The 12,632-nt window shown below is 36.3% G+C and carries 11 protein-coding genes; 9 read left to right on the forward strand and 2 right to left on the reverse strand.

Features of this window, described 5'->3' with window-relative positions:
* Positions 1-127 precede the first annotated feature (127 nt).
* Positions 128-946: a Cof-type HAD-IIB family hydrolase gene (locus NSS71_RS00310; RefSeq protein ID WP_047942500.1), complete on the reverse strand. Its 819-nt coding sequence runs from the start codon at positions 944-946 to the stop codon at positions 128-130.
* A 324-nt stretch (positions 947-1,270) separates the two neighbouring features.
* On the opposite strand from NSS71_RS00310, the gene NSS71_RS00315 reads away from it, so the two are divergent.
* From NSS71_RS00315 to NSS71_RS00330, 4 genes are all read left to right on the forward strand, one after another.
* Positions 1,271-2,059: an alpha/beta fold hydrolase gene (locus NSS71_RS00315; RefSeq protein WP_047942499.1), complete on the forward strand. Its 789-nt coding sequence runs from the start codon at positions 1,271-1,273 to the stop codon at positions 2,057-2,059.
* 120 nt (positions 2,060-2,179) lie between these two features.
* Positions 2,180-2,488, forward strand: a complete 309-nt coding sequence (locus NSS71_RS00320; RefSeq protein ID WP_047942498.1) for a metal-sulfur cluster assembly factor — start codon at positions 2,180-2,182, stop codon at positions 2,486-2,488.
* A gap of 133 nt (positions 2,489-2,621) precedes the next feature.
* Positions 2,622-3,623, forward strand: a complete 1,002-nt coding sequence (gene moaA, locus NSS71_RS00325) for a GTP 3',8-cyclase MoaA (RefSeq protein ID WP_095258825.1) — start codon at positions 2,622-2,624, stop codon at positions 3,621-3,623.
* A 103-nt stretch (positions 3,624-3,726) separates the two neighbouring features.
* Positions 3,727-4,992 carry a molybdopterin molybdotransferase MoeA gene (locus NSS71_RS00330; protein ID WP_095258826.1) on the forward strand — a complete coding sequence of 422 codons (1,266 nt, stop codon included), beginning with the start codon at positions 3,727-3,729 and terminating at the stop codon, positions 4,990-4,992.
* A gap of 54 nt (positions 4,993-5,046) precedes the next feature.
* Here NSS71_RS00330 and NSS71_RS00335 read toward each other — a convergent pair whose 3' ends face one another.
* Entirely contained in the window at positions 5,047-6,732 is a 1,686-nt protein-coding gene (locus NSS71_RS00335; protein WP_095320255.1) for an L-lactate permease, read from the reverse strand.
* Positions 6,733-6,986: 254 nt separating this feature from the next.
* Here NSS71_RS00335 and NSS71_RS00340 point away from each other — a divergent pair, with 254 nt between their 5' ends.
* From NSS71_RS00340 to argC, 5 genes are all read left to right on the forward strand, one after another.
* Positions 6,987-7,715, forward strand: a complete 729-nt coding sequence (locus NSS71_RS00340; RefSeq protein WP_047942493.1) for a FadR/GntR family transcriptional regulator — start codon at positions 6,987-6,989, stop codon at positions 7,713-7,715.
* Positions 7,716-8,148: 433 nt separating this feature from the next.
* Entirely contained in the window at positions 8,149-8,868 is a 720-nt protein-coding gene (locus tag NSS71_RS00345; RefSeq protein WP_144581034.1) for a heterodisulfide reductase-related iron-sulfur binding cluster, read from the forward strand.
* A gap of 18 nt (positions 8,869-8,886) precedes the next feature.
* On the forward strand, positions 8,887-10,314 hold the full coding sequence (locus NSS71_RS00350) for a LutB/LldF family L-lactate oxidation iron-sulfur protein (RefSeq protein WP_047942489.1): 1,428 nt from the start codon (positions 8,887-8,889) through the stop codon (positions 10,312-10,314).
* A complete protein-coding gene (locus NSS71_RS00355; RefSeq protein WP_047942488.1) occupies positions 10,314-11,030 on the forward strand; it encodes a LutC/YkgG family protein in 717 nt (238 codons plus the stop codon). Before NSS71_RS00350 ends, NSS71_RS00355 begins: the two co-directional genes overlap by 1 nt.
* A gap of 548 nt (positions 11,031-11,578) precedes the next feature.
* Positions 11,579-12,613, forward strand: a complete 1,035-nt coding sequence (argC, locus tag NSS71_RS00360; RefSeq protein WP_095321648.1) for an N-acetyl-gamma-glutamyl-phosphate reductase — start codon at positions 11,579-11,581, stop codon at positions 12,611-12,613.
* The last annotated feature ends 19 nt before the right edge of the window (positions 12,614-12,632 follow it).

The following is a 12,632-nucleotide window of genomic DNA, read 5'->3' on the forward strand; positions in this document are numbered from 1 at the left end:
CCCTCCGAGTGTTAGAGTATAATTGGAAAGACAAAAGAAGCATTGATTTTCCCGGAAACAGTAGTGACCGTTTCGCTTATAGTATGGACGTAATTTTAGTCTTTAAAGACGGTAATGATAACCAGCTTTAGAGAACACGAAGATTTAAAACTTCGTTTAAATATACAGCAATTCCGTCTTCTTCATTGGATAAAGTAACATCCTTAGCAAGGGTCTTTAGTTCCTCAATCGCATTTCCCATAGCGACACCTTTTCCAGCATACTCAATCATTTCAAAATCATTGTCTTCATCGCCGAATGCGATAATATTTCTTTGTGGGATTTGATAGTAATCAGAAACTTTTTGTAAGCCAATCGCTTTATTTATTCCTAACTTAACAATTTCGATCACATGAAAGGGATCTGCCCAACGGCGATGTTCAATTAGATCGGCATGAACCTCAGATAAATGCTTGCGAATGGCTGCAACATGTTCTTCCTCCGCATGAATAAGGATAGAAGTAGGTGCTGCTTCTAAAAATTCCAATAAATTTCCGACAGTTACTTTGGGATTCCCTAATGAAAAAATGTCAATCAATTTCTCATCATGATAATGATAATAAACCTCATCCATTACTTCCGCAATAATATTGTGAAAAGAGTAATCATTGCATGCAGCGACAATATCCCTTGCTGTTTGTATATCAAGGGGAGAATGATAAAAGCCCCATTTGGTATCCTTAGGATGATGAATAAAAGCTCCATTAAAGTTAACGATAGGAGTATGTAAATTTAATTCATGATAGATCGCTTCACTTGCGCGGAAGGGTCTCCCTGTTGCAATCATTACTTCATGACCATCCTCCATTGCTTTTTGGATAACTTTTTTGGTAAGAGGAGAAATGGTTTTATCGTCTTTTAATAACGTTCCGTCAAGGTCTAAGGCAATTAGATGTTTTTCTGTCATAGTGTCTCCTTTAGTGTCAATATAGTAATTTATTTTATTCTAGCTTTAAGGGGCGTAATTTTCGAAAAAAAAGCCACTTCATGTTACACTTACTTATACATATAAAATATTATTACACTTTATTCGTTAATTCTACTTTCACTTATGTTAAGTTATGTAAAATCAATGATAGAGATAAATTTCCTTTCTATTCTTTACGCTTATGGCTTGATTAGAGGGAAATAACTGTCCTTAAAGTCCGATTGGTTTCACAAATCATCAAAGAGGAAGTTATACTTTATTTTACATGAATCATTTATTTTTTCCAAAAAGGAGGGGCGAGCGATGATTTTGGTTGAAAAATTACATATAGAGGAAATACCTGTACTGCATATTGTAAAAAAAGACCACTATGATCAAAAACGACCATATATTCAATTTACCCATGGCTTCACTAGTGCAAAGGAACACAATCTTCATTTTGCTTATCATTTAGCAGAGAAGGGATTTCGTGTTGTATTGCCTGATTGTTTGTATCATGGAGAGCGAGACCAAGGATTATCAGCGATGGAATTAAACATGCATTTTTGGAATATCGTGATGAAGACGATTGAGGAAATAGAAGTGATAAAAGATTATTTCAGCGACAAAGAGCTAATCGATGATCAATATATTGGGATCGTAGGAACAAGTATGGGGGGAATCGTTACATTAGGTGCATTAAGAAAGTATCCTTGGATTAATACGGCAGTAAGCTTAATGGGAATGCCATATTATGAGAAATTTGCCCATTATACCATTTCAGAAGTGAAGAAAAGGGGCTATGAGTTGCCGCTAAGTGATCATGAAATAGAAGATTTAATTAAACAGTTAGAGGAATTGGACCTTAGTAAGGCACCAGAAAAATTACAAAAACGTCCTCTTATGTTCTGGCATGGCAAAAAAGATGAAGTTGTACCTTATGCTTATTCCCACCAATTTTATGAGCATATAAAACCTTTATATAAAGATGCGCCAGATCGCCTAACATATCTTTCTGAAGATAATACTGGCCATAAAGTAAGCAGAAGAGCCATGCTGAAAACGGTGGAATGGTTTGAGAAACATTTAGCAGAAGGATTAATTAAAGCGTGATTCAAATCCTTTTTTCAAATCATAATTATTTGTTATAGTGTAACTATAAAGATAAAGCTTCCTTTTTTAGAAGATATTTAAATACGTTTTACCATAAATAAAAATAAGGGGTGCCTTTGAATGAATGAAGAATTAAAAGACAGTATAATGGGTGCACTAGAGCTTGTTATCGATCCAGAGCTTGGAATTGATATTGTAAACTTAGGATTAGTTTATGACTTAGAGCTGAATGAAGATGGATTATTGGTTGTAACCATGACGCTAACAGCAATGGGATGTCCACTTGCAGGCGTTATTGTGGATCAAGTAAAAGCAGCTTTAACAGATATTCCAGAAGTTAAAGACACAGAAGTAAATATCGTTTGGTCGCCAGCTTGGACAAAAGATAGAATGTCCAGATATGCAAAAATTGCCTTAGGTGTACGATAAACAGGAAGTGAAGAAGAAGGGAAACCTTCTTTTTTTCTTTGTTTTTAATATACTGTATATTATGAAAAATGGTATGATAAAAATATAAAAGTGGAATTTTGGTGAATGTATAGGAAAAGGAAGTGAGAATGATATGAAGGATCTTTTAAATCGTCCATTGAGAGATTTGCGCATTAGTGTGATTGACCGCTGCAATTTAAGGTGTCAATACTGCATGCCGAAAGAAATATTTGGTCCAGATTATTCCTTTCTTCCTCCAAGTGAATTATTAACTTATGATGAGATAGAAAGAATTGCCAAGATATTTGTAGAATTGGGAGTCGAGAAGATTCGCTTAACTGGTGGAGAACCATTGTTACGCAAGGATTTGCCAGTGCTAGTTGACAGGCTTATTCGACTGGAAGGTCTAGAGGATATTGCATTGACAACAAATGGGATCTTTCTTCCTAAATATGCCCATGATTTAAAGGAGGCTGGTCTTAAGCGCGTAAATATTAGTTTAGATAGTATAAATGATGAATTGTTTGGTCAGATGAATGGGCGCAATGTAGGAGCTGCTCCCGTAAAAAAAGGGATAGAGGCAGCCCAGAATGCTGGCTTAGGTATAAAAATCAATATGGTAATCAAAAAAGGAATGAACGATTCTGAAATAATTCCAATGGCAACCTACTGTAAAGAAAATGAGCTAGAACTTCGGTTTATTGAATATATGGATGTTGGCAGTACTAACGGATGGAAAATGAAAGATGTTATTACCAAAAAAGAAATATATGCGAAATTACAAGAGGCTTTTGAATTGGAGCCTGTAGAGGCTGATTATTTTGGGGAAGTAGCTAAAAAGTATAAATATAAGGATGCAAATGTGCTGGTCGGCTTCATTACCTCCGTTTCCGAATCGTTTTGCTCTAGCTGTACAAGAGCGCGGCTCTCTGCAAATGGCCAACTATATACCTGTCTTTTTAATGGGAATGGCCATAATATTCGTGATTTTCTTAGAGAAGGAGCAGATGATTCAGCTTTAGAAGGCTTTATAAAAAACATTTGGGAACAAAGAAGGGATCGTTATTCCGATGAAAGAACGGAAGAAACAGTAAAACAGCGAAAAAAAGTCGAAATGTCTTATATAGGCGGATAGAATGCCGCAGATTAAATGACAAAATGAACAGAAGAGATTTGGAGGAATGGTGGAAGGATATACATCATTCTTTTTGGTTCATGGAAATAAGGAGTGAAAGTCGATGACAGTGGAAAATAGAGTTCCTATCCTAATAGAAGAGGCAATAAGCAGAGTGATGGAACACAAGAGAGAAGGAGAAAAGGAATATGTTTCAATCTATCATTGCAATGGCCGTTATTTAAGTGAAGATATAAAAGCAATACATGATGTGCCTAAATTTAATCGTTCCAGCTATGATGGATTTGCATTACGAGCAAAGGATACAAATGGAGCATCATATGAAATGCCTGTTGAGTTTGAAATAATTGATGAAATTGGTGCTGGGCAAGTTTCGACCAAAAAAATAGGTGAGTACCAAGCAATCAGGATTATGACAGGAGCCATGTTACCACGTGATGCCGATGCAGTAATCATGCTTGAGAAGACGGTAGAGCGGAAAAAAAATGGCCAAACATATATAAAAATAGATCATATGTTACATAAAGGAGAAAATATCTCTTTTCAAGGAGAGGATGTAAAAAAGGGGGAAGTCTTATTAAAAAAAGGAACTAAAATCAATCCAGGAGTAGTGGCGGTTTTAGCAACATTTGGTATAGAACAAGTTCCAGTTGCCAAAAAACCAACTATAGGTTTATTTGCAACTGGAACGGAATTATTGGAAGTGCATGAGGAACTGGAGGAAGGAAAAATAAGGAACAGCAATGCCTATATGATACTAGCACAAATTGAACGAGCAGGAGCGGTTCCTCGCTATTTCGGCAAGTTGCCAGATGTCATGGAAACAAGTTTTGAAGCTATTCGCCAAAAAATAGATTCGGTTGATATGTTGATAACAACAGGTGGTGTTTCAGTTGGCGATTATGATTTATTGCCAGAAATTTACCGTAAGCTTGGAGCAGAAGTTCTTTTTAATAAAATTGCAATGAGGCCTGGCAGTGTCACTACGGTAGCGAATTTAAATGGTAAATTATTATTTGGACTTTCAGGGAACCCATCTGCTTGCTATGTTGGTTTTGAGTTATTTACAAATCCGATCATAAAAAGCCTTTTATTTATAGAAAACCCGCGCTTACCTATTGTGGACGCGGTATTAAAAGAGAATTTCCCAGATGCCAATTCCTTTACTCGACTTATTAGAAGTAAGGTATCTATTGTAAATGGAAAGATAGAAACTCGGACTAGCGGTATGGACAAATCAAATATTGTTAGTAGTTTGGCATCTGCCAATGGGCTTACAATTTTGCCAGGAGGGGAATCTGGATACAAATGTGGGGATATAGTAAAGGTAATACTGGTGGAAGAGGTTCAGAATCAATTATTATTGTAGATCGGAAAAAGAAGAGCATTTTCATCTAAGAGACTGCTCTTCTTTTTAATTTTTTTAAGGGATCATCCAAGAAAGTACATTGTGTTGCAGGAAAGTAATGAGACATACTATTAATAGTAGGAATACACTATGTTTTAAGGTAAAGCGTAGTAGCTCGGATTCTTTACCAGCAAGACCAACAGCTGCACAAGCTACTGCGATAGATTGTGGAGATATCATTTTTCCTGTAACTCCTCCACTTGAGTTAGCTGCAATAGCAAGGACAGGATCCATACCAACAGACAATGAAGTTACTTTTTGCAGATTTCCAAACATTAAGTTGGCAGATGTATCAGAACCAGTAATAAATACACCAAGCCAACCCAATACGGGAGAAAAGAATGGAAATAAAGCTCCTGTCTTAGCTAAGGTCATTCCAAGTGTTGTCGACATACCAGAGGCATTTGTTACATAGGCAAAACCGACTACAGACGAAATGGTTAAAATTGGAAATTTTAACTCGTGAAGGGTTTCCTTTGCTGTAGCATACACATCTTTCCAAGAAAGGCGGGCAATATATTTTGTTACAATACAAGAAAATAAAATGGCAGTTCCGGCAGCTCCTAACACTTCTAATTTGAAAATAGCTGCAACTGCTTCACCAGTATCATTTATAATTTTATTGTTAAGTAATGGAACTTCTGGCAGAAAAGTCAATCGTTCCCCCAACCCATTAATACCTTTTAAAATAAAATTTGTCCCTTCATAATGGCCAGTTAGTGCATTTTTTATAACAGGTATCCCCCAAAGGGAAATGAAAGCAGTTAATACTAAAAAAGGAGACCATGCATGAAAAATCTGACCAGGAGAGTATGTAGGATCTGGAGCTTTTTTTATCTCAGCTGAAGCGGCTGTTTCTATTTCACCTTTAAATCGGAAAATTGTTTTTGGTTTCCAGAATTTTAGTAAAATAACTAATGCAAATAAGGAAACTAACGCAGATAAAATATCAGGCAACTCAGGTCCGAGGAAGTTAGATGATAAATATTGTGTAAGTGCAAATGATATACCTGATACTAAAATAGCGGGAAGTACTTCCCATACACGTTTAAAACCCGCCATAATAATTACAAGATAAAACGGAATGAATACGGAAATAAAAGGCAATTGTCGACCAACCATTTTTGATATTTCAAAAGCCGGAATACCAGTTGGTCCCTCAACAGCAGTAATTGGGATACCTATCGCTCCGAATGCAACAGGTGCCGTGTTAGCTAATAAACAGATGCCTGCAGCATATAATGGATTAAAGCCTAATCCAGCTAAAAGAGCAGCAGAAATAGCAACAGGTGCTCCAAAGCCAGCAGCGCCTTCTAAAAATGCCCCAAATGAGAAAGCTACAAGCAATGCTTGAAGTCTACGATCCTCTGTAATTGACAAAATAAAATTTCGTATGATAGAAAATTGTCCGCTTTTCACTGTTAATTTATATAAAAGCACTGACGTGACAATAATCCAGCCAATAGGTAATAAGCCATAAACAATGCCTTGGCTCGCAGACATAATACTCATTCCAATAGGCATATTGAAAGCGGTTACGGAAAGGAGTAAAGCAAGAAGCAGGGTTGTAATTCCAGCCATATGTCCCTTCATGCGTTTGATGGCAAGTGCCCAAAAAAAATATAAGATTGGAATTACGGCAACTATCGCGGATAATGCTAAATTGTCGCCAACAGCGGTGAAGTCTTGAGTAAACGTCATTATTTCAGCCTCCTTAATTTTCTACTTACGATTTCTTTCTAATGAATGTTTGATCTAAATTATCAGATGAAGTAATCGTTATCATAAATAAATTGTAAAATATTAGGTCATCTGATGACTCGATGAACCTATTATAAAATGAGATTTTTTAAAAAACAACATAAAATTGACAATATTATGTCTTTTTTTATGCAAAATGTAACTTTTAGCAGTATAATAACAATAAAAAGGATGAACGCGTTGGAGGTAGAACGATGGAATTTAAGCAGATCCGCCCAAAAAAAATTTATGAAGAAATTGCAGAAGCCTTGCATGAAGGAATTCGCTCAGGAGCTTTAAAGCCTGGAGAAAAGTTGGCATCTGTACAGCAGCTTGCCGAAAACTTCCAAGTAAGCCGTTCAGCCGTTAGGGAAGCACTTTCCGCATTAAAAGCTAAAGGTTTAATTGAAATGAAGCAAGGGGAAGGTACTTATGTGAAAAGGTTTGAAGCCGATCAAATTTCTTTTTCTTTTCCTACAGCAATTTTGATGAAGGAAAAAGATCTAAATCACCTCCTTGAAGTAAGAAGGATTATGGAGGTAGGTGCTGCAGCTGCAGCAGCGAATAAACGTACAAACGAAGATTTGCAAAAAATGAAACAGGCGCTAGAAGAAATGAAACAGGCAAATGGAGTAGAAGAATTAGGTGAAAAGTCAGATTTAAACTTCCATTTAGGCGTAGCAGCAGCTTCACAAAATCCTTTGCTGGTAAATTTATTGCTCAACGTTTCGGATATTATGCAGGAAGCAATGAAAGAAACAAGACGTTTATGGCTGTTTTCTAAACAAACAACAACGGAACGACTTTATGAGGAACATCTTACTATTTATGAGTCTATTTTAGAAAGAAACGCGGAAAAAGCGAGTGAGGCGATGCTTTATCATTTACAAAAGGTAGAAGCAGTGCTTCAAAAGTATTTTGCTGAAAAAGAACAGAAGGTATGATCCGCTATTGGAAAATTGATATTTGCATTTTTTATTCTTGCAAATTTTAGCGACAACGTCTATATTAATGAAAACGCTTCATGGAAATATTTATTTAAAATTACTGTAATGAGGATGGAACATAAAATATATAGGATTTGGTTTAAACCGCTGTTTATTTAGACATACATAATCTCAAATGTCTCACTAATCCCAGCTGAGTATGCTTGTGTTCTGGTTGTTCTAACCTTCCAACTAATTCATTTTTCTAAAATCTACTAATTTTTGGGAAGTAGTCTAAATAAGCAAAATCAATAGGGGGGAAGTATGTAACTCTTTTTATCTATTTATCGTGAGTCAGTCTTATTGTAAACAAGTCATCTGATGACCTGTTCATAGGAATATAAACATCAAATGGATAGTACATTTATTCTTAAAAAGGGGGATATTTAGGATGAAAGTGACATTATTTGCTACATGTCTAGTTGATATGTTTCAAAGTGATGTGGGGAAAGCAACGGTTGAATTGTTAGAAAGACTGGGATGTGAAATCGATTTTCCTACGACACAAATATGTTGTGGGCAGCCATCTTATAATAGTGGGTATGTAAAGGAAACAAAGGAAGTGATGAAAACAATGATGAAATCCTTCCAAGATGCAGAGTATATTGTCTGCCCCTCTGGTTCTTGTGCCTATATGTTCCATGAGTATCAGCATATTTTTAAAGGGGATCCAGTATGGGAGCCGATTGCAAAAGAACTTGCCGCTAAAACTTTTGAACTAACACAGTTTATTGTAGATGTCTTAAAAGTAGAAGATGTAGGTGCAACTTTCAAGGGGAAGGTTACCTACCATACATCCTGTCATATGACGAGATTACTAGGGGTTAAAGAGGCTCCTATTAAGCTATTAAAAAATGTGAGAGGAGTAGAGTATACGGAATTACCATTAAAGGAAAATTGCTGTGGTTTTGGAGGAACTTTTTCTGTGAAAATGGGGCAAATATCTGAGCAGATGGTGGACGAAAAAGTAGCCTGTGTAGAATCAACGAATGCCGAGTATGTAGTTAGTGCAGATGCAGGCTGCTTGATGAATATTGGGGGAAGAATTGATCGAAAGGGTAAACCAATTAAAGCATTACATATAGCAGAAATTTTAAATAGTCGAGCATAACAGAGGGGATGATAAGCTATGTCGATGAAAACAAGTTCACAAAAATTTAAAGATAGAGTGTCGACAGAACTAGAAAATGACTTTATGCGTGGGGCTGTCTCCAAAGCACAGCAAACGATTCAAACGAGAAAAAATAATGTGACAGAGGCGATGGGAAACTGGGAGGAATGGCGTTCGCACGGGGAAGAAATTCGCCAGCATGTTTTAGAAAATCTGGATTATTATTTATATGAATTAAGCGAACAGGTGGCAAAACGTGGCGGTCATGTCTATTTTGCAAAAACTGCAGCAGAGGCAAGTGCCTATATTGAACAAGTGGCAATAGATAAAAACGTGAAAAAAGTAGTAAAAGCAAAGTCAATGGTAACAGAGGAAATTTCGTTAAATCAAAAGTTAGAAGAGGCAGGGTGTGAAGTAATTGAAACCGATTTAGGGGAATATATTCTGCAAGTAGATGACCATGATCCTCCATCTCATATTGTTGTTCCGGCATTGCATAAAAATAAAGAACAAATCCGGGATGTATTCACAAAAAAATTAAACTATACAAATACAGAAAAACCAGAAGAATTAGCATGGCATGCAAGACAAGTACTTCGAAATGAATATCTAACTGCAGATATGGGAATTACAGGCTGCAATTTTGCTGTAGCAGAAACAGGTTCGATTACACTCGTAACAAATGAAGGTAATGCCGATTTAGTTGCAGCTCTTCCAAAAACACAAGTTGTCGTAATGGGAATGGAGCGCATTGTTCCCACTTTTAATGAAATGGAAGTATTAGTGGGAATGTTGACAAGAAGTGCCGTTGGCCAAAAGCTTACAAGTTATGTAACAACATTAACGGGTCCAAAAGAAGCTGGGGATGTGGACGGACCAGAGGACTTTCATCTAGTGATTGTAGATAATGGACGTTCAGATATTTTAGGTGGAGAGTTTCAATCTGTTCTCCAATGTATTCGCTGTGCAGCCTGTGTAAATGTTTGCCCTGTATATAGACAGGTTGGTGGACATTCCTATGGCTCTATTTACTCTGGACCAATTGGAGCAGTACTTTCTCCACTGTTAGGCGGATACGAAGAATATAAAGAGCTTCCCTATGCTTCTACTCTTTGTGCAGCATGTACAGATGCATGCCCAGTTAAAATTCCGCTTCATGAGCTGCTCCATAAGCATCGACAAGTAATTGTGGAAAAGGAAGGGAAAGCCCCCATTTCTGAAAAAATGATATTCAAAGCATTTGGCATCGGTGCTTCTTCGCCAAAGCTGTATAATATAGGCTCGAAAATAGCACCAGCTGTGACGAAACCATTAGTAAAAGGAGACAAAATTACAAAAGGGATCGGAATGTTAAAAGAATGGACAGATATTCGTGATCTTCCTGCCCCAAATAAAGAGAGATTTCGTGATTGGTTCAAGAATCGAGAGAAGGGGGAAGGACAATAATGACAGGAACAATTCACAATAGAGATGCTTTTCTTGAAACCATTGCCTCGAGATTAGGCAGACAAAGAAAAACAAAACTTGAAAGGCCGAAATGGAATTATTACCCACAAGAAGAAGTGCTTAAAGATGCGACAAAGGATGAGTTAGTTGAAGTATTAAAATCCCAATGCACACTTATTCATACAGATTTAGTCATTACTTCACAAAAGGAATTGAAGCATACACTTCATCATTTAATAAAAGAGTTTGGCGGAGGAAAGGTTGTTACTTGGAAGGATCCACGTTATCAGCAATATGGATTAGAATCACTATTTAAAGAGAAACTGCCTGATGAAAATATCGATGTATTTGAATGGGATGCCTCTTTAGGAAAAGAAAATATTTCCAAAGCAGAACAGGCGAATATAGGGATTACCATAAGTGAACTTACGTTAGCGGAATCAGGTACAGTTGTTGTGTATAGTGGAAAAGATCGTGGCAGAACAGTCAGTTTTTTACCTATAAATAGTATTGTAATCGTTCCAAAAAGTACAATTGTGCCAAGAATGACGCAAGCAGCAAAAGTTTTACGGGAAAAAGTACAAAACGGAGAAGTACTCCCGTCTTGTATTAATTATATTACAGGGCCAAGTAACTCGGCAGATATTGAAATGGATTTAGTGGTTGGTGTCCATGGCCCTGTAAAAGCTGCCTATATTGTGGTAGAAGATCTATAGATAAGCATTTTGTGAAAATTTCTGACACCATGAGATAAAACCCTCATATGATGATGTTGTTAAATGAATTTCTATTGACGTAATTTTAGGAAGAAAATGAGAGATGAATTTTTGATTAGCATGTTTTTATAAAGTTTGCTGTTTAGTGCTAGCAGTCTGAATACACTTCCCTTTCGGTAGTCACTCGAGTATTTTCGAAGACTAGAATGTTTCTCAAGCTTACATAGGAGTCTAAGTGTATTTTGGCTGCTTTGTTTTTGATAAATTGCTTTATAAAATGGCATGTATGCAAGCTAAAAAAATTTGCAATTTCTGATGTTAATATTTTTGTCTAATTCAAATCCGCTTTGTTTCTTAATTATTCTTCACCAATCATAGAAAATATTATCCCCATATACCTTATTAATTATCAGAAAAATAAGAAAACTATCACTTTTATGAAAAAGTGTTGATTTTATATGCAGTAGTTTTTATAATAAGAGAATCTTAGATTAATAAATATAAATAAAAATGATTAAATATACATTTATAGTCGAAAGGAGGAAGTTATGAAAGTATCTATAATCGGTACAACAGGATATGGTGGTGCAGAATTAATCAGAATTTTGCATAGTCATCCTTCATTCACAATTAAGTCTGTACATACAACAAGAGATGAAGTCCCAGTATGGAATGAATATCCTCATTTATTTAATATAATGGAAAACAAACTAGAACCAATTAATCCAGAAAAAATAGCAAAAGAATGCGATATTGTTTTTTTTGCTACTCCTACAGGTGTATCTGGAAAGCTGGTTCAAGAATTCGCAGATAAAGAGATTCAAATGGTTGATTTATCTGGAGATCTTCGCTTAAGGAATACAGACGATTATCAGAAATGGTATAAAAAGGAGCCTGTTTCCATAGACCTTATTAATAGCTTTGTTTATGGGCTTTCTGAATGGAATAAAGAAAACATTGCTTCCAGTACGAGAATATCTAATCCAGGATGTTATCCGACTGCTACGCTCTTAGGATTAGCACCCCTAGTAAAAGAAAACATGATATTGCCAAATAGTATTATAGTGGATGCTAAATCTGGTATTTCTGGAGCGGGAAGGAGTCCTTCAAGGGCTAATATGTATGCTGAGATGAGCGAAAATTTAAAAATTTATAAAGTGAATGAACATCAGCATATTCCAGAAATAGAGCAGCAGTTAGCTGATTGGAATTCTGAGTCGAAAGCTATTACTTTTTCTACCCATCTTTTGCCGGCAAGCAGAGGAATAATGGCAACTATATATGCTACTTTAAGTAAAAGTGTCACAAATGAGCAAATCCATGGTTTATATACAGAAATTTATACAAACAGTCCTTTTGTACGAGTGAGACCACTTCATACCTATCCTTCGATAAAAGAAGTTACAGGCTCTAATTTTTGTGATATTGGAATAAATGTGGATGAACGTACTGGTAGGATAACGATTGTATCGGTTATTGATAATTTAATGAAAGGGGCTGCGGGTCAGGCCGTTCAAAACGCAAATATTATGAATGGCTATGAGGAAACAGCTGGTTTGCAGTTTCTGCCGCTTTACCCATAAGGAGGAGCCGACGTGCAGA

The sequence above is a fragment of the Niallia sp. FSL W8-0951 genome (assembly GCF_038006525.1).
Taxonomy (GTDB): domain Bacteria; phylum Bacillota; class Bacilli; order Bacillales; family Cytobacillaceae; genus Niallia; species Niallia circulans.

Coding starts and splice junctions, on each gene's coding strand:
- NSS71_RS00320 (WP_047942498.1), top strand. CDS start 2,180: ATGAATGAAGAATTAAAAGACAGTATAATGGGTGCACTAGAGCTTGTT.
- NSS71_RS00310 (WP_047942500.1), bottom strand. CDS start 946: ATGACAGAAAAACATCTAATTGCCTTAGACCTTGACGGAACGTTATTA.
- argC (WP_095321648.1), top strand. CDS start 11,579: ATGAAAGTATCTATAATCGGTACAACAGGATATGGTGGTGCAGAATTA.
- NSS71_RS00335 (WP_095320255.1), bottom strand. CDS start 6,732: ATGACGTTTACTCAAGACTTCACCGCTGTTGGCGACAATTTAGCATTA.
- NSS71_RS00315 (WP_047942499.1), top strand. CDS start 1,271: ATGATTTTGGTTGAAAAATTACATATAGAGGAAATACCTGTACTGCAT.
- NSS71_RS00350 (WP_047942489.1), top strand. CDS start 8,887: ATGTCGATGAAAACAAGTTCACAAAAATTTAAAGATAGAGTGTCGACA.
- NSS71_RS00345 (WP_144581034.1), top strand. CDS start 8,149: ATGAAAGTGACATTATTTGCTACATGTCTAGTTGATATGTTTCAAAGT.
- NSS71_RS00340 (WP_047942493.1), top strand. CDS start 6,987: ATGGAATTTAAGCAGATCCGCCCAAAAAAAATTTATGAAGAAATTGCA.
- NSS71_RS00330 (WP_095258826.1), top strand. CDS start 3,727: ATGACAGTGGAAAATAGAGTTCCTATCCTAATAGAAGAGGCAATAAGC.
- NSS71_RS00355 (WP_047942488.1), top strand. CDS start 10,314: ATGACAGGAACAATTCACAATAGAGATGCTTTTCTTGAAACCATTGCC.
- moaA (WP_095258825.1), top strand. CDS start 2,622: ATGAAGGATCTTTTAAATCGTCCATTGAGAGATTTGCGCATTAGTGTG.